We start from the raw sequence: 16014 nt of genomic DNA on the forward strand, positions 1-16014 counted from the left end.
GAGAATATGTTCGACATTGTGATTATCGGTGCAGGCCCCGCCGGACTTGCTTGCGCAATAGAAGCCAAGAAGGCCGGCCTATCTGCGGTTGTGCTGGACAAGGGCAGCGTTGTAGATGCTATCCGTCGCTTCCCGACCGGTCTGATTTGGTTCTCGACCCCCGAGCTGCTGGAGATCGGCGATGTTCCTTTCGTCATTCCGTCAACACGTCCGACACGGGTCGATACCATTAACTATTATCAACGCGTTGTGTTCCACTATCGTCTCGATGTGCGAACTCTCGATGGAGTCGAGAAGGTGCAGAAGCAAGAATCCCACTTCACCATCACAACACAACGCGGCAAGGTGTATGAAGCCAGGCATGTCGTGGTTGCGACCGGCTACTACGATAATCCCAACAAGCTCGGAGTTTCGGGCGAGGAATTGCCGAATGTCGCGCATTATTATCGCGAGCCGTTTGAGTTCTTCGGGATGGATGTTGCAGTCGTTGGCGGGAGGAATTCTGCTGTCGAGGCGGCTCTTGATCTGTACCGGCATGGAGCCCGCGTAACATTGATTCACCGCGGGCCTGAACTCAGCAACGGCGTGAAATACTGGATTCTTCCCGATATCGAAAATCGAATAAAGAATGGCGAGATTCGCGCTCTTTTCAATACAACCGTAAAGGAAATCGGGCAAGATTGCATTACAGTGCAAACATCTGACAAATACGAAGAACTGAAGAGTGATTTCGTGTTTGTCCTAATTGGCTTCCACCCGAGCACAATGCACCTCAAGAAGTACGGAGTTGAGATCAATCCCGACAACCTTGCCCCGGTTCACACTCCCAACACGCTGGAGACTAATGTGCCGGGACTCTATGTTTGCGGCTCAATTGTCGCCGGGAGAAACAACAATAAGATTTTTGTTGAGAACGGCAGACTGCACGGCGCTGTTATCGTTTCGGCTATTCTTGCGAAACAGCACGAAAACCAAGCGTGATTCTTGCAAGAGGATCTCATCGGCAATATCCGACCACTCATTGATTCTGACCCTCTTTTTGGCTAATTTGTGCGCCAGAAATTCATCCAACCCACATTATCTCCACGAGAAAGGAACTGAATGAACGAAGGCAAAATCGTCCAGATTATCGGACCGGTGGTTGATATCGACTTCTCCGGCGGAAAACTTCCCGCAATTCTGAACGCACTTAAAATTCCCCGGCCGGTTTCAAATGGAAAAACCGAAGATCTGATTGTAGAAGTGCAGCAACATTTGGGCGATAACATCGTTCGTACGGTTGCCATGGATTCCACGGACGGGTTGGCGCGCGGCGAGAAGGCTATTGATATCGGCGGACCGATTACGGTTCCTGTTGGTCCTGAAGCATTAGGCAGGTTGATTAACGTAACCGGCGAAGGCATTGACGAGTTGGGACCGATCAATACCAAGCAACGCTATCCCATTCATCGTCCCGCCCCGAAATTTTCAGATCTCTCCACGAAGAAGGAGTTGTTCGAGACCGGCATCAAGGTTATTGATCTTCTCGAACCCTATTCAAAAGGCGGGAAGACAGGACTCTTTGGCGGCGCCGGTGTCGGCAAGACGGTTATCATCATGGAGCTCATCAACAATATTGCAAAGCAGCACGGCGGCTTTTCTGTGTTTGGCGGCGTTGGCGAGCGTACTCGTGAAGGAAATGACCTCTGGCTTGAAATGAAAGAGTCTGGCGTGTTGAATAAAACCGCGTTGGTGTTTGGCCAGATGAATGAGCCTCCGGGAGCGCGCTCGCGTGTTGCGTTGACAGCGCTTACCATCGCGGAGTATTTCCGCGAAGAAGAAGGAAAGGACGTGTTGCTCTTCATCGACAACATCTTCCGGTTTGTGCAGGCGGGTTCTGAAGTTTCGGCCCTGCTCGGGCGTATGCCTTCTGCAGTGGGATACCAGCCGACCCTCGGTTCGGAAATGGGAGAACTTCAGGAGCGCATTACTTCAACCAAGAAAGGCTCCATCACGTCGGTGCAGGCAATCTATGTGCCGGCTGACGACTTGACCGACCCGGCACCGGCAACCACATTCTCCCACCTTGATGCTACTACGGTGTTGAGCCGCCAGATTTCCGACCTTGGCATTTATCCAGCAGTCGATCCGCTCGACTCTACATCGCGTATCCTCGACCCGCTTGTGGTGGGTGAGGAACACTATGCAGTTGCCAAATCTGTAAAGCAAATCCTTCAGACGTACAAAGACCTTCAGGATATTATCAATATCCTCGGTATGGATGAACTTTCGGATGAGGACAAACTCACGGTATCCCGCGCCCGCAGAATTCAGAAATTCCTCTCGCAGCCGTTCCATGTTGCCGAGCAGTTTACCGGCATCCAAGGCAGGTATGTGAAGTTGGAGGACACGATCCGCAGCTTCAAGGGCATCATCAATGGCGAATACGATCACCTGCCTGAGAATGCGTTCTACATGGTCGGGGGCATTGAGGAGGCCGTGGAAAAAGCAAAGGCAATGCAGAACTAGCCATGTACGAAAAACTGTTTCAGTTGGAAATTCTGACGCCCGGAAAAGTCGTTTTCAAGGACGAGGCGTCGAGCCTTAGCGCCCCGGGTGCTGCCGGAAACTTTCAGGTACTCTTCAATCACGCTCCGTTTCTTTCCGCGCTTGATGTTGGCGAGATCAAGGTGAAGGACAAAAGCGGCTCCGACGTATCCTATGCAACAAGTGGCGGCTTTGTTGAAGTGAAGCAGAATCATGTTGTTGTGCTGGCTGATGCTGTCGAACGAAGCGACGAGATTGACGTCGAGCGTGCGAACGCTGCGAAAGAACGGGCCCAGCAACGCTTGAAGTCGATGCACATGGATGTTGACCTGGAGCGCGCTCGGCTGGCGTTGGCCCGGGCAACGAACCGGTTACGTCTCACTCAAAAGGATTAATGAGAGACAAAGACAGACGACGAGGAAGCCCTATTCCGTTCGAAGCGGGATGGGGCTTTTTCTCATTAGTAAATGGAAAATTCGAGAACACGGAAGCGAGAAGCGTATGAGTAATATCTATCCGGTTATCATGGCAGGCGGCATCGGAACACGGTTCTGGCCCCGCAGCCGCGAAAAGTCACCGAAGCAACTGCTTGAAATCATCGGCAAAGGAACGCTGATTCAAAACACGGCGAAGCGCTTCAACAACTTCGTTCCAAAGGGAAATATCCTTGTTGTTACCAACCGGAATCAGAAGACACTTGCTGCAAAGCAGCTGGAGGAAGTACTTATCAAGGAAGATCAGATTATTGCGGAGCCGGTCGGCCGGAACACCGCCGTGTGTATAGGGCTTGCGGCTTTGCATATACGTCGGCGTGACCCTAACGGAGTGATGATCGTTCTGCCTGCCGATCATCTCATTGAGAACACAATTGAGTATGAGCGGGTAATCCGGCTGGCGGTGGAAATTGCACAGGATTCCGACAATCTGATTACGGTCGGAATCAAACCGCAATATCCCGAAACGGGGTACGGCTATATTCAGATGTTCAACGAGGAAGGCGAGCACAATCCGTTCTTCTCCCGCGGAGTTTTCAAGGTAAAGACTTTTGCCGAAAAGCCTACCCTGCATGTCGCCGAGAAATTTCTTGCCAGCGGCGATTTTCTGTGGAACAGCGGCCAATTTGTGTGGCGCGCAGATCTCATCCTCAAGAAATTAGAGGAATTCCTGCCCGATCTCTATGCAGAGTTGATGAAAGTCGATGAGACAATCGGCACGACCCAATACAACGCAACGTTGGAAAAGGTGTATGGCATTATTCGCGGCATCTCAATAGATTACGGCGTTATGGAGAAGGCGAAAGATGTCTATGTCATTCCCGGCAACTTCGGCTGGAGTGACATAGGCTCTTGGGATGAGGTGTTCAAGATGTCGGGGAAGGATGAACAGGGCAATTCCATTACAGGCAGCGTTATTCAGAAAGACACCCAAAATTGCTATATCTACTCCCAAAACAAGGTCATTGCGACTGTGGGTGTTGAGGATTTGATCGTGGTTGACACAGGGGACGCTTTGCTCATTTGCAAACGAGGAATGTCGCAGGAGGTAAAGGATATTGCGGATTATCTGAAACGAAAACAAATGAACGAGTACTTGTAGCCATGAAGCCGGCGCTTAATTTTGCGGTTTTCGGTATCGTTTTTTCGATTTCGTTCTTCCTTTCATCGTGCTCGTCGGGATATTCTTCCCGAGAAGATGATGGCGTCGAGCAGGGTATTGCATCGTACTATGCTCATGACTTTCATGGCCGCACAACCGCGAATGGCGAGATTTATGATATGAACACTCTGACGGCGGCTCATCCGACCTTGCCGTTCAATACACGGGTTCGAGTGACGAATCTCGACAACAACAGAAATGTCGAAGTCCGGATCAATGATCGCGGACCGTTCAAAGGCGGGCGTGTTATTGATCTCTCATACAAAGCAGCGAAAGAAATCGGCTTGATTCTAAACGGAACCGCCCCGGTAACAGTTGAAATTCTTGAACTCGGCCCTCCAACCCGAAGATAATACGCTATGGCGAAAAGCCTCATAACGGAAGCAATGGTTCGGCAGGCGATTTCTTCCGGTGAGAAGAAGATGAACGTACCGAAAGAGGCGATTATTACCCCTCTCGCCAGAGAATTGGCATTGGCAAAGGGCATCGAATTCTCTTCTTCGGCAGAACACCAACCGGCCTTCAAGACGCCTGAATCCGTCAGCCCTACCCTGGAATCATCATCAAAAAAGAACGCTGTGGTCGCGTTTGGTAGTGACCACGGCGGTTTCCAACTCAAAGAACAACTGAAGAAACACGCCGAAGGGCTTGGTTACAAGGTTCTGGATGTGGGGACATCTAATGAGGAGCCTTGCGACTACCCTGATTTCGCCTATGCCGTTGCACAGGCCGTATCTTCCGGCGAGGCATGGAGGGGCGTAATGATTGACGGGGCTGGTATTGGTTCATGTGTTGTAGCTAACAAGGTTCCAGGGGTAAAAGCCGCCTGCTGCCATAACGAGTTCGTTGCGCGCAATGCACGGGAGCATAACGATACCAATGTTCTGACACTGGGAAGTCGAGTTGTTGGCTCCGAGGTATGCAAGGAAATCCTCAAAATCTGGCTGGAAACGTGGTTTTCAGGTGGCAGACACAAGCAGAGGGTGGAAAAAATTGATGAAGTTGAGACACGATTCTTGAAGCGGAATTGAAGAATTTTCATTGGAGGTTGTTCAGGTCAGTCGCCGGCTGGCCTTTTTTTGTTGTCAGAATGTCACCTGTGATGGGTAACATGGTTAACAAATGCTAACTTGATTATACTCTCCCAGAGTTCTTATCTTGGTACGGTTTCAGAATGTGAACCACGTCAAGTGAAAGCAGTTATTTGGCATAGTTAGGGCTGGATAATAATTCACTCAAAACAAATTGGAACGTTCTTTGGAAGTTGCATTCAGAAACAGCAAAAAAGGGATTTTGATGGAAAGACATTCCAACATATTGCTGGCATTCGCCGCCTTAGTGTTGGTCGGTTGTACGCCGACCACAGAAAGCGTGGTGAAGCGAGCTGGTGTGGTGGATGGAATAGAAGGTGTGGGAGTGGGGTTCGCAAACGTTGTTGCGTCACCAGACGCCGGATCCGTGGCAAATACACCCAAGCTGGACTGGGCTTCACGAAACATCATCCGGAGCTACGGCGATACCATCAAGAAGTACTCAGAGCGCTACGGGTTCGATTGGCGCTTGACCTTGTCGGTTATGAAGGCCGAATCAAGCTTCATCGATTCTGCGGAAAGCGAGAAGGGGGCTCAGGGCTTGATGCAAATCATGCCCGGAACGCAGGAATACGTTGTGAGAGTTCTCGAAATCGACAATGCGGTTGAACCACGGAACAACATCAGGGCGGGAATCTTCTACCTGAGCCGTCTCTACAGGTACTTTGAGGATGCCGACGAGAACGACCGGCTGCGTCTCACTCTCGCTGCATATAATGCCGGTCCCGGAAGGGTCTTCGATGCCCAAGAAGTTGCACGGTATCTGAACAGTGACCCGACACGCTGGCAGTCGGTACGGGACGCGTTACCCTTACTTTCGAGCCGGTACTACACATTACACGAAAATGTGTGGCCTGAAAGGAGACCGAAATCCGGTTCGTTTGGCGGACACCGGGAAACGGTAACGTACGTAGAGAAGATCATGAACTATTACGACGAGTATCGCTTGGTATTGGATTAGTCGAGAGAGGAAGTGTACTAAGCGCAGGCGCCCGCCAAAAGCGGGCGCTTTTTTTTGCTCTTCGGCTGAAGTTACGGAAGGAGAATAGCGCACGCAAGAACCGTCGTCCAGATGCCATCCTTGTGGCCTTCTGCCGACTGTGTGACGTTGTATGTTTTGACGATCTTGCCGCTCATTTTATACTGCTTTTCACGTTCGTCCCATGCAATGTTGGGGTCGAACTCGACTCCAAGTGTTGTTGCCAGCATTGTTGCCGCCAGGTCTTCGGCATAGTCGCCTGCCCGTTCATCGGTTTCGCCGAAGGGATGGTGTTCGGAAAGATATCCGTACTGGTTTGGGTCTGCCGGCTGGGCCACGCCAATGGATGCCGCGATTAATCTGTTCGGCTCATTTGTCGCATTGCGGGCCATGACGGCAAATGTAATCTGACCGGGCTGGAGCAGCCGTAGTCCATCATCAGCCGGAATGCGTTTGCAGTTCGGCGGATAGATGCTTGAAACCGTTACCAGATTGCATTTCTCTATGCGGGCATCCCGCAACGCAAGCTCGAAGGATTGCAAATAGTCCTTGTGTCGGCCCACTCCCTTCGTGAAAAACATCTTACCCGGAACGTACACGTTCTCATCTCCATTCTGATAGTAAATAAATAGAATTGCAGTTGATTACTCTGCTTTGATTACCTTGAGGAACTTCCTTTTTCCAACTTTAACAATCACGCCTGTTCGAATCGTGACAACCGCCTTGTCGCTGTCGATCCTCACCCCGTCGATACTCACGCCGCCTTGTTCGATCATCCGCCGGGCCTCGCCGTTGGAAGCGACGAGCTTCGTATCGGTCAAGAGCTTGAGTATCCCGACCGATCCGTTTTCTGTCTGAATGGTTGCTTCATGAATTTCATCCGGCACATCCTTCTTCACAAAAATCCGGTCGAATTCCTCCTGGGCATTCTGGGCTGCTTCTTCGCTGTGATACATTGCAACCAGCGTTCTGGCGAGGCGCCTCTTCACATCTCTCGGATTCGTTTTCGGATTGCTGAGCAACGACCTGATTTCGCCGAGCTCGGTCAAGCTGACATCGGTGGCAAGAACAAAGTAATCGTAGATCAGGCTGTCGGGGATGGAAAGGGTTTTGCCGAAAATCTCTTTGGCCGGTTCGTTGATGCCAATAAAATTGTCAAGCGACTTGCTCATCTTCTCAACCCCGTCCGTGCCGGGAAGGATCGGTAACGTCACAGCGACTTGCGGGTGCAATCCGTACTCACGCTGAATATCTCTGCCGACAAGAAGATTGAACTTCTGGTCGGTTCCGCCCAACTCAATATCCGCGGCAACCGCAACAGAGTCCATTGCCTGTGCGAGGGGGTAGAGGAACTCGTGAACACTAATCGGCTCTTGAGCTTTGAACCGCTTTTCAAATTCGTCTCGTTCCAGCATTCTCGCCACGGTATATTTGCTTGCCAGCGAAATAACATCGGCGAAGCTCATCTTGCCGAGCCACTCGGAGTTGTAGAGCATCTGCACCTTCTTGGTGGAGAGAATTTTCATTGCCTGCTCGAAGTAGCTCTGTCCATTCTTGCGCGTCTCTTCAAGGGTCAATGTCGGACGCGTTTTGTTCCGTCCCGATGGATCGCCAATCATTCCCGTAAAATCGCCGACAATCAGAATTGCCTGATGCCCGATATCCTGAAAATGGCGGAGTTTTCGAAGCACCACCGAATGCCCGAGATGCAAATCCGGCCGGCTCGGGTCACAACCGAGTTTTACTCTGAGCGGAACTTGTGTCTTGAGAGAGTGTTCGATTTTCTGGACGAGAGCTTCTTCAGGGATTACCTCGGCGGCACCGCGCCGGATGATATCCATCTGTTCATTGAGGGGGGGAAAAGACACTATAGGTTACCTTGCATACTTTCTTCGTAAATCACGCTTTACTTCACGTTCGGCAATATCTGCACGCTTGTCGTACGATTTCTTTCCTTGCGCAACGCCGATAAGGACTTTTGCCACATTGTTCTTGAAATACACTTTCAGGGGGACGAGTGTAAGCCCCTTTTGCTGCATTTTTGCGACAAGTTTTCGAATTTCACTCTTGTGGAACAAGAGCTTTCGTGTTCGCACAGGATCAACATTGGAATAGCTTCCCTGTTCATAAGGGGAAATGTGCATGCCAAAAAGCCACATCTCCCCGTTTTTGAGACTTGCGTAGCCGTCGGTGAGGTTGGCTTTTCCCTGTCGCAGCGATTTTACTTCTGTTCCTTTGAGTACAAGACCTGCTTCGTAGGTGTCGAGAATGGTATAGTCGTGTCGGGCTTTGCGATTTGTGGTGACGAGTTTTTCCTCTTCCGGTTCTGCCATCTCGTTCCGAAAAAATGTGTGCATAGTATATCAAAATTGAGTAGGAAAATCAATGCACAGTCGGCACGAGGTCCCGTAAAAATACCACGGATGGGGTATTGAGCAGGAAGCCCTCAATGCTAAATTTGTTACCAACAGAGGCAAGCAATAATTCCCTGCATGGTCCGCATCGCAAGGGGGATGAGCATATTCAAACCACTAAAAGGGGGAACCCATGAAGCAACTCAAATTTCTGACTATTCTTTCTGCAACATTTCTTTTCATAGTTGCAGGGTGCAAGAAGGATGAAGGCAATCCGGCAGGGCCTGGAACCACAACGCCGACACAACCGGCAGCACCCACTCCGACGTCGTATAACGGCACGTCGCCCACCAATGTGATGGCGGTTGTTCGGACAAGCACGCAGCAAACGGTTCCTGTTCTCGGGACAATTACCGTTGACGCAAATGCCGCCACGGCAGTGTTTGGAAGTCCGGGAACGGACAAAGGCAACGTCACCGTCACTGTCGGCGGGTCTGCTACGCAACTCGGAAAGTTGACTGTAAGCGGAGCCGTGTCGTACATTTTCCCCGATCCGGCCAACCCGACGGCTATTCTCACACTGGGTGGCAGTGCTCAAGCGGTAACCTTTGCCGTGGCAAATTATGCGCTTTCGCCCAACGGTACGGTCGCAGTCCCGGGACAGTTGACGCTGACGGCACCGGCTGTCAATGCGAGCGTGCCTCGCAACGCCACGCTGAATGTAACATGGACAGTCAGCGGCGGTGCAGGTTCCCGACATGCGATTTTCATTGCTGATGCACAGGGACACACACTTTTCAAGGATGGCGTTGCCAACGGTTCGGGTTCATTCTCGGCAGCCGAACTTGCGGGCTTCAGTGCGGGCACGGCTTGGGTGTATGCGCTGACCTACAATTTCAACCTTGTGAATTCGAATGATGCGGTGATCGTCGGCGAGGCGGTTGCCATTAACCAGATTACGTTGCAATAGTCGGTTATCAGAAGAATTCCAGCAAACCTCATCGTAGCGGAGGGGAGGGGTCAACCGTCGGACCAGCGGGTGATGTTCCTCCCTTTTCTTCGATGGGGTTTTAGCGTGCTCCGCGTGACACAATTCACCGTACCAATAACAATCCCAAGGATTCATTATGAAAGCAGGACAACGCATGGCGTGCTTGCCGGCGCTACTTCTTTTCTCCATTCTGTTGATAAGCGGCCTCACGTACGGTGGCAAGAATCCCCACAATGTGTGGACTCTGGAGACGAAAGAAGATGTCGAGGCGAAGTACTTTTTGGAAGACGGAAAGTACTTCTTTGTTCGAGCGGAGGATTGGATGCATTTCTTTGACGGAGAAAACGGAACGGAACTCTGGAAGCTGCGGATTCCTGATTACGAACCGGCGGGCCTTCACATGCTCTGGAATGAGAAGGATTACATCGTGAGCAATGAAAACGAAGAACTCGTCTGCTACGATGTGTACACAGGCAAAGTGAAGTGGCAACAGAAGTATACCGACATCGATCAGGATGACTACAACGACATGGACAACACCAAGGCAGGCGCCCTTCTATATTACGACGATATGGCGTTGTGTGTTGATTTCAGCAGCGGAAAGGAACTCTGGCGCCGCGAGATTCGATTTGACAAGAATCGTGTCGACAAAGGCTTGTCGACCCTGTGGTACACGTGGGGGGATGAGATTGGGAACAGATTCCTCTTTGCCACAAGAGACGGCATGCTATTGCTGGATGCAAAAACAGGAAAAGAATTGTGGAAGAAAGAAAAAGACGGCGAGCTTTCGGACAAAGAAGAGATTGATGCAGTGAATTTCTACGGCTCGAAAGCGCTGTTGATGTACGATAATGATATGATTGGATTTCTCGACCTGAAAGGGGGCAAGGAACTTTGGACGAGGAAGGTGGAAATCGGTGATATCGAAGGATATTCGACCATTGAGAACGCCGGTGGCTCGGATTACCTCCTGCTCTCGCTTGACGATACCCAAACAATGATCAATCTTACCACAGGCCAAATTGCGTGGGAAACAAAACCCGATCAACTGGTCGGCATCCTTACCAAGTATCGCGTGATGGGTGACGGGAGGAATGTTGTGTGTTACTTCAAACAGAAGAATGCGCCGAAGGAACGAGGCACCTATCTGGTTCTTTACAACATTGAAATTGCCACAGGGAAGGTGAACTACAAGGAGAAAATCGCCTTTACGGAATGGGCTCCTGCCACCGGCTTCGCCAACTTCCTCTCAAAAGCGCTGACAGGCAAGAAGGCATTTGAGGCAGCGGACTATGGTTTTGTCTTCTCCGAATACGAAGTTGACGGAGATGTCGTGTTCCTGATTCGTGGAACAAAAGGGGCCGGCGATATGGCGGATCCTCTCAGTCGCAAGGGAGATGGGGAAGGGCTTGTGCGCATCAATCTCAACAGCGGAAAGGTGGCTTACCGGTCCTACTTCCCGCTCAACAAAGAAAGCTCCTTTTGGACGAAGGCGAATTTCGACATCAACGCGGCGCCTGAACCGGAAATTGCAGGGGACAACATCTACCTTGTGGGTGCCGAGCGGGTCGTTTCTGCTAATCTGAAAACAGGGAAAATAAACTGGAAGATTGATGACGATCTCGGCTTCCCCGTTGATTGGGGTATCATCGATAACACGATATACCTCAAAGTCGGGTATCAGGCATTCGATATTTCCATTAATGCGAAAAGCGGAAACATTGATGCGAAGAAATCGTGGAACAAAGATCCGTACCGCATCTATGCCATTGATGCATCAAACGGCAAAACAATCTGGAAGATAGATTTCAAGTATGATCCGGGACTTGCCATGAAGGGTGGCTCGGTCAGCATTGATCCTGTTACGCGAACAATGATCGGTGCCGACGAGGAACATTTGTTTGCGGTTCGTCTCACCCGGGATGCCGGCGGCAAGAAGCTCTGGTCGCTGAACTTTGACAAAGACCTGAAAGTAGGGGAACTTGACCACGAGGACTGTTATGCCGTAACCCGGACATCCTCCTCATCAACTTCCGTTGGGTGGAATTACACGACGACGACAACAAGCTACTCAGCAACTGCCCAGCACGTATTGTATCCCGTTCTTCGCGGCGATCACATTGTTGTATTCGGTCCGGATGGCGTTGCTTCTGTGAGCATGGACGGCAAAGTTCAGTGGCGCACGGAATGGAAGTGGGCAGGCAAGAAGGTCACGCTGCCTCCTCAATTTCTGAACAACGGAAAGATTGTGTATATGGTGAAGGAAGATATCCAATTGATGGATGAGAAAACGGGGAAGATCCACTGGAAGGAAGAGGATGATTACGATGCCACCCCGATCATTCCCCCGAATAACAAGTTCCTGTACATGCTCGAGAAAGATGAAATTCGGGTCTACAGAATGGCGGAGTAATTGAATCGCGTTGCGCGTAGGGGCGACGCTCCGGTCGCCCCTACAGCATCTGTTTCCGCAGCTCGCTTTCCATTTTGACTCCCAGAAGCACCCGCCGGATAACTCCTTCGCTCACAATCACCGTTGTGGGTGTAGCCATCACTCCAAATGCACTGGCCGTCGGCTTGTCTTTGGAAATATCTACCTTGAATATATTCGGCAGTTCCATCCTGAGTCTGTCAATAGTAGGGGTAAGCTTCTTGCATTGACTGCATGTCGGACTGAAAAAGTATGCCAACACTTTTTCGCCTCGTGCTATCGCTTCTCCGAGCGGGCCCGTGATGCCTTCAATCCTCTTTCCTGTATTGCGTTTTGATTTCCAGAGGGCATAGAGTTGCACAGCGAGGAGCAACAACAAGAGAGTAGTGAGTATGGCGAATATGCCGGTCATGCCGACGGCTTTTCAGAGTCTCTGGGTTTGGAAGACCAGCCGGCCACCGCACCGATCAATGCGCCGTATCCCGTGCTGATGTACGGGTTGGAAGTAATCGGGCAGGAGCCGCCGAGACACCCAATGTAGTAGTAGTACGCGTACCCGCCGATGGCGCCGAGAAGCGCGACGAGTGTACGTTTCAGCCAAATGTTCATGCCATTTCCTTTTCAACAAGTTCTCTGTTCATCTCATAAACGAGGGCATCGAGAGCTTCGCTTGTCCACCCTTTATCAAGCGCAAGTTCCTCCAACGTACCCCATGTCGGCTCGCCGCAAACCAGACAGGGGAGATTCCGGCTGATGAGAAACTTCACCGATCCGGGAAACAGGTCGATGAGCTCTTCAATGCTGATCGTTCGTTCTATGCGAGTCACGTTCTTCTCCGAACATACGACGGATGACATCTCCAATATACGCCCTCGTTGCCTGCATAACGAGGGCGCTCGAACACTCTTGTTCAAATCTGCTGCACAGTGTCTCGCCCACTTTCCGTGCGTCGGCCTCCGAGGTGGATGTTCTCAGCATCGTTTCTGCCTCGGCACAATACTGTTTGAGCAGTTCTTGCTGGGGGTCGGGCGGTTTATGAACAAGGGTTCCCATCGCTTAGCCTTATTCTACTTGCTCTTCGTGGTTGTAGAGAGCTTGAACGGCATGTACAACGGGCAGAAGCCGATGGCGCTTGTCGCCAGAAGAATAATCGCCAAGATGCCAAGTACAACGCCGAGCGTGCCGCTGATGGTTCCATTCAAAAGAAGGAATCCGAGTATGAGAGCCGCAACAACACGTAGGATGCGGTCAGTTGTTCCCATGTTCTTTTGCATGATTTGTTACTCCAATCTGGTGGTGAGATCCGGCAAACGCCGGGTGAATTCTGCGGATAAGATGACGAGGGCTCGCCGAAAGGGTCAAGAAATCTATGACTTACGGCCTCTTCCCGCTCCAGGTTTGCCGTGTGCGGCCTCGAGAATAGCAAGGTCGATAACCTTATGCAATTTCCGGTGTGTTTTGAGCGGGATAGACGGACCTTCCTGTTTCTTGTAGAGAAGGATAGTCTTCTTCAGAGAATCGAGATATGCAGTACAATTCGGGCAGGAGTCGAGATGTTTTTTGATCGCCCGGCATTTCGGGCTGTTCATGTCCGCATCCAGATTCAGACAAATGTACTGGTACACTCCTTTGCATTTCATGTTACGTCTCCTCCGAAATCATATACGGGTTCAACCGGTCCCGCAGAAACGCCCGAGCTCTTCGCAGCCGTGATTTTGTCGCTTCAACCGAGATACCGAGAATCTTCGCCGTCTCCTCATTCGTATTTCCTTCCACATCTCTCAACACAAACACCACACGATAGTCGACAGGGAGTTTAAGAATCGCATCGTCCAGCACGTCTTTCAATTCACGCTTTAGCAGTGTGTCGGCGGGCGTTTCTTCCCACCGGGGGGTGGTATGCCTGTGTGTCCCATCATCGGTTACCGGCGGATGGTCGTACGATTCAAGCACCGCATCCATCTTCCGGCGCCGTCGCTTCATCAAACAATGATTGGCCGTGATCCTGTACAACCATGTCGTCAGCTTCGAGCGTCCGTCGAAGGAGTCGAGGCTGCGATACATGCTGATAAAAGTATCCTGCAATGCTTCTTCCGCTTTTTCCTTATCCCTGCACACTTTGTAGGAGAATCGGTACACTGTCTCTTCGTAGCGCTTGACGAGGGATGTAAACGCGGCCTTGTTTCCCCGTTTTGCCTCGAGTACAAGTTGAGCGTCTGATGCCGTCTGAACTGTTTTCACTGATATGATGATGTGAAAAGTGAAAGGTGTCAGCATCAACCTACTAAAACTCCGTCTCGTCTGCAACGTCGCTGCACAAATGTAATTTGGCGAAACGAACGCGCGGTTCTGTATAACCAATATCTCCCATCAACAAAAACCCCCCGAAGCGCTGAAATCAGGTAAAGGCATGGTTGTTGATTCTTGTGTTGAGGGGCGTCACAGTCCCGAAGGAGAAGAGAAGGAACGGTATGCGACTTGAGCAATTGATTGACAGACTTGCGAAACACAAAAGGCTGCAGGCCCTGCTTGCCGATACATCGCATTTGCCTGTGGACAATCTCGTTGATACGTTGGTGAGAGAATTCGAGTATGTCATCGACCGCTACTCCTCCTGGAGTGAGTTTGCGGGGCAGGTACGCAGAATCGAATCGGAGAAGGTGAAGACTCCTTCCTTGTCATACAGCGTGGCGGAACGAGGTAGTACTCCGGCTACGTCCACGGGTGACCCGCAATTACTGCACATCAAGCCGATAAAGATCGAAGTTCCATCCATAGATGTGCATGAAGCAGCAAGAAAATTGGTTGCCAAACGTGAAGATGAGACACGGAAGAAGCACCTGCGCAAGCAATTGGATGAAGCGGAGCATCTCATCCAATCTGAAATCGAAAAGGAATGGGAGGCGAAATCAGGCGACGTGCAAACGCGTGCGGAAGAATTCAAAACGGTACAGAAAGTCCTGCGCAAGCCGGTTGTGTTCCGTCCGCCTGCAGAAGCGAAGCCTCAACAACCGGAAGTTGTAATGCCCTCCCCGCCGGATTTTTCGGACGAGGATTTGCTGTATCTCCACGGTGCAGCGTTGGCTGAAGAAACAACCGACACCGCGCGTATCGTACCGATCGATGCGATCCAAGGCATTGACGCGAGCGGGCCGATGTTTTCCTTCGATGTTCATGGCCTCAGGCTCTATGTGAGTAAACTGCAAAAAGAGGAACTCAGTGTCACCCGGTCGGGTATGCTTCTGCTGAATAAGGAGGGATCGCTTCACTATCGGGAAGAACATGAAGTTATAATCAACAGACTCCGGAACGAAGAGATGATTGTCCCCTTTGAGTTCGGGACGGTTGTGCGGGGAAAGGAAGATCTCCAGCGGAAAGCTGCTTCTCTGGCCTCCGCGTTGCGGCCCGGCATTTCCTCGGAAGGGAAATCGAGTACGTGGCTCGTCCGGTTGCGTGCTCACGATGCACGCGTCACCAAAGTGATTTCAGGGGTGGCTCCTGCGACAAAGGTTCAGGAGCGGGGGCGGGAGGAAAAACGGCCGTCAAAACGGTCGGATGTGAAGACGCTTGAAAAACTCCTTCAGCACGAGCGAACCGTAGCAGAGTCAATTCATGCACTGCTAACAGGCGTGAGCCTCTCATCCGAGGTGTCGTTACTTGTCAACATCGGAAACGGTACCTCGGAAGATTGGAAGACAATACTTGAAGCGTCATATGAAATTCCGATCATCAACCGGTCGAAGTTTTTCTCGGATATCGTTGAATTGCAGAATGAGTACCGCAAGGCGGGTCTCATGTTCGAAGTCCATGGCCCATCCGGACGCTTCAGCATGAGTTCAGAATCTGCGGTGACTCAGGCTGTTTCCGCTTGAACATCGGCCTCGGTCATTTCTTCATCAACCTCAATGTGCAGATCATTCGGCCTGCAGCAGATCTGGCAATCTTCGATATAGTGTTGATGAAGGCCGCCCGTTCCATCGACTACG

The 16014-nt window shown here is 51.1% G+C and carries 20 protein-coding genes; 10 read left to right on the forward strand and 10 right to left on the reverse strand.

Annotation, left to right across the window (positions count from 1 at the left end; all coding sequences use genetic code 11):
* Positions 1-6: 6 nt before the first annotated feature.
* The 7 genes from KF749_13505 to KF749_13535 all read left to right on the forward strand — a co-directional run bounded on the left by KF749_13505 (position 7) and on the right by KF749_13535 (position 6234).
* Positions 7-981, forward strand: coding sequence for a YpdA family putative bacillithiol disulfide reductase (locus tag KF749_13505; GenBank protein ID MBX2992166.1), 975 nt, complete (start codon positions 7-9; stop codon positions 979-981).
* Positions 982-1101: 120 nt separating this feature from the next.
* The gene (gene atpD, locus KF749_13510) at positions 1102-2508 is read left to right on the forward strand and encodes a F0F1 ATP synthase subunit beta (GenBank protein MBX2992167.1); all 1407 of its coding nucleotides are present in this window, start codon (positions 1102-1104) and stop codon (positions 2506-2508) included.
* A gap of 2 nt (positions 2509-2510) precedes the next feature.
* Positions 2511-2921 carry a F0F1 ATP synthase subunit epsilon gene (locus tag KF749_13515; protein ID MBX2992168.1) on the forward strand — a complete coding sequence of 137 codons (411 nt, stop codon included), beginning with the start codon at positions 2511-2513 and terminating at the stop codon, positions 2919-2921.
* A 106-nt stretch (positions 2922-3027) separates the two neighbouring features.
* A complete protein-coding gene (locus tag KF749_13520; GenBank protein ID MBX2992169.1) occupies positions 3028-4122 on the forward strand; it encodes a mannose-1-phosphate guanylyltransferase in 1095 nt (364 codons plus the stop codon).
* A gap of 2 nt (positions 4123-4124) precedes the next feature.
* The gene (locus KF749_13525) at positions 4125-4535 is read left to right on the forward strand and encodes a septal ring lytic transglycosylase RlpA family protein (GenBank protein MBX2992170.1); all 411 of its coding nucleotides are present in this window, start codon (positions 4125-4127) and stop codon (positions 4533-4535) included.
* A 69-nt stretch (positions 4536-4604) separates the two neighbouring features.
* Positions 4605-5213 (forward strand): ribose 5-phosphate isomerase B, encoded by a 609-nt coding sequence (gene rpiB / locus KF749_13530; GenBank protein MBX2992171.1) that lies wholly within the window; start codon positions 4605-4607, stop codon positions 5211-5213.
* 265 nt (positions 5214-5478) lie between these two features.
* Positions 5479-6234, forward strand: a complete 756-nt coding sequence (locus KF749_13535; GenBank protein MBX2992172.1) for a transglycosylase SLT domain-containing protein — start codon at positions 5479-5481, stop codon at positions 6232-6234.
* A gap of 71 nt (positions 6235-6305) precedes the next feature.
* On the opposite strand, the gene KF749_13540 is transcribed toward KF749_13535, so the two are convergent.
* The 3 genes from KF749_13540 to smpB form a co-directional block, all read right to left on the reverse strand.
* On the reverse strand, positions 6306-6833 hold the full coding sequence (locus tag KF749_13540) for an arginine decarboxylase, pyruvoyl-dependent (protein ID MBX2992173.1): 528 nt from the start codon (positions 6831-6833) through the stop codon (positions 6306-6308).
* Between the two features lie 63 nt (positions 6834-6896).
* On the reverse strand, positions 6897-8093 hold the full coding sequence (locus KF749_13545) for a tyrosine--tRNA ligase (GenBank protein MBX2992174.1): 1197 nt from the start codon (positions 8091-8093) through the stop codon (positions 6897-6899).
* A 33-nt stretch (positions 8094-8126) separates the two neighbouring features.
* Positions 8127-8585, reverse strand: coding sequence for an SsrA-binding protein SmpB (gene smpB / locus KF749_13550; protein ID MBX2992175.1), 459 nt, complete (start codon positions 8583-8585; stop codon positions 8127-8129).
* 214 nt (positions 8586-8799) lie between these two features.
* Here smpB and KF749_13555 point away from each other — a divergent pair, with 214 nt between their 5' ends.
* Both KF749_13555 and KF749_13560 read left to right on the forward strand, forming a co-directional pair.
* Positions 8800-9576 (forward strand): hypothetical protein, encoded by a 777-nt coding sequence (locus tag KF749_13555; protein MBX2992176.1) that lies wholly within the window; start codon positions 8800-8802, stop codon positions 9574-9576.
* A 157-nt stretch (positions 9577-9733) separates the two neighbouring features.
* Positions 9734-12010, forward strand: a complete 2277-nt coding sequence (locus KF749_13560) for a PQQ-binding-like beta-propeller repeat protein (protein MBX2992177.1) — start codon at positions 9734-9736, stop codon at positions 12008-12010.
* Positions 12011-12050: 40 nt separating this feature from the next.
* On the opposite strand, the gene KF749_13565 is transcribed toward KF749_13560, so the two are convergent.
* The 6 genes from KF749_13565 to KF749_13590 form a co-directional block, all read right to left on the reverse strand.
* Entirely contained in the window at positions 12051-12440 is a 390-nt protein-coding gene (locus KF749_13565; GenBank protein ID MBX2992178.1) for a thioredoxin family protein, read from the reverse strand.
* Entirely contained in the window at positions 12437-12637 is a 201-nt protein-coding gene (locus KF749_13570; protein ID MBX2992179.1) for a hypothetical protein, read from the reverse strand. Before KF749_13570 ends, KF749_13565 begins: the two co-directional genes overlap by 4 nt.
* Positions 12634-12855: a DUF1858 domain-containing protein gene (locus tag KF749_13575; protein MBX2992180.1), complete on the reverse strand. Its 222-nt coding sequence runs from the start codon at positions 12853-12855 to the stop codon at positions 12634-12636. Before KF749_13575 ends, KF749_13570 begins: the two co-directional genes overlap by 4 nt.
* A gap of 240 nt (positions 12856-13095) precedes the next feature.
* Entirely contained in the window at positions 13096-13302 is a 207-nt protein-coding gene (locus tag KF749_13580; protein MBX2992181.1) for a DUF2892 domain-containing protein, read from the reverse strand.
* A 93-nt stretch (positions 13303-13395) separates the two neighbouring features.
* Positions 13396-13668, reverse strand: coding sequence for a hypothetical protein (locus KF749_13585; protein MBX2992182.1), 273 nt, complete (start codon positions 13666-13668; stop codon positions 13396-13398).
* Position 13669: 1 nt separating this feature from the next.
* A complete protein-coding gene (locus KF749_13590; GenBank protein MBX2992183.1) occupies positions 13670-14305 on the reverse strand; it encodes a sigma-70 family RNA polymerase sigma factor in 636 nt (211 codons plus the stop codon).
* A gap of 194 nt (positions 14306-14499) precedes the next feature.
* Between KF749_13590 and KF749_13595 the strand changes: the two genes are divergently transcribed.
* On the forward strand, positions 14500-15900 hold the full coding sequence (locus KF749_13595; GenBank protein ID MBX2992184.1) for a GvpL/GvpF family gas vesicle protein: 1401 nt from the start codon (positions 14500-14502) through the stop codon (positions 15898-15900).
* Here KF749_13595 and KF749_13600 read toward each other — a convergent pair.
* The coding region (locus tag KF749_13600) for a CPXCG motif-containing cysteine-rich protein (GenBank protein ID MBX2992185.1) at positions 15882-16014 on the reverse strand (133 nt) is incomplete at its 5' end. The genes KF749_13595 and KF749_13600 overlap by 19 nt on opposite strands.

It is taken from the genome of Bacteroidota bacterium (assembly GCA_019637975.1).
Taxonomy (GTDB): domain Bacteria; phylum Bacteroidota; class Ignavibacteria; order UBA10030; family UBA6906; genus CAADGV01.

Bases quoted from the DNA above. Each gene is read 5' to 3' on its own strand.
- KF749_13505 (MBX2992166.1), top strand. From the start codon at position 7: ATGTTCGACATTGTGATTATCGGTGCAGGCCCCGCCGGACTTGCTTGC.
- atpD (MBX2992167.1), top strand. From the start codon at position 1,102: ATGAACGAAGGCAAAATCGTCCAGATTATCGGACCGGTGGTTGATATC.
- KF749_13515 (MBX2992168.1), top strand. From the start codon at position 2,511: ATGTACGAAAAACTGTTTCAGTTGGAAATTCTGACGCCCGGAAAAGTC.
- KF749_13520 (MBX2992169.1), top strand. From the start codon at position 3,028: ATGAGTAATATCTATCCGGTTATCATGGCAGGCGGCATCGGAACACGG.
- KF749_13525 (MBX2992170.1), top strand. From the start codon at position 4,125: ATGAAGCCGGCGCTTAATTTTGCGGTTTTCGGTATCGTTTTTTCGATT.
- rpiB (MBX2992171.1), top strand. From the start codon at position 4,605: ATGAACGTACCGAAAGAGGCGATTATTACCCCTCTCGCCAGAGAATTG.
- KF749_13535 (MBX2992172.1), top strand. From the start codon at position 5,479: ATGGAAAGACATTCCAACATATTGCTGGCATTCGCCGCCTTAGTGTTG.
- KF749_13540 (MBX2992173.1), bottom strand. From the start codon at position 6,833: ATGTTTTTCACGAAGGGAGTGGGCCGACACAAGGACTATTTGCAATCC.
- KF749_13545 (MBX2992174.1), bottom strand. From the start codon at position 8,093: ATGGATATCATCCGGCGCGGTGCCGCCGAGGTAATCCCTGAAGAAGCT.
- smpB (MBX2992175.1), bottom strand. From the start codon at position 8,585: ATGGCAGAACCGGAAGAGGAAAAACTCGTCACCACAAATCGCAAAGCC.
- KF749_13555 (MBX2992176.1), top strand. From the start codon at position 8,800: ATGAAGCAACTCAAATTTCTGACTATTCTTTCTGCAACATTTCTTTTC.
- KF749_13560 (MBX2992177.1), top strand. From the start codon at position 9,734: ATGAAAGCAGGACAACGCATGGCGTGCTTGCCGGCGCTACTTCTTTTC.
- KF749_13565 (MBX2992178.1), bottom strand. From the start codon at position 12,440: ATGACCGGCATATTCGCCATACTCACTACTCTCTTGTTGTTGCTCCTC.
- KF749_13570 (MBX2992179.1), bottom strand. From the start codon at position 12,637: ATGAACATTTGGCTGAAACGTACACTCGTCGCGCTTCTCGGCGCCATC.
- KF749_13580 (MBX2992181.1), bottom strand. From the start codon at position 13,302: ATGCAAAAGAACATGGGAACAACTGACCGCATCCTACGTGTTGTTGCG.
- KF749_13585 (MBX2992182.1), bottom strand. From the start codon at position 13,668: ATGAAATGCAAAGGAGTGTACCAGTACATTTGTCTGAATCTGGATGCG.
- KF749_13590 (MBX2992183.1), bottom strand. From the start codon at position 14,305: ATGCTGACACCTTTCACTTTTCACATCATCATATCAGTGAAAACAGTT.
- KF749_13595 (MBX2992184.1), top strand. From the start codon at position 14,500: ATGCGACTTGAGCAATTGATTGACAGACTTGCGAAACACAAAAGGCTG.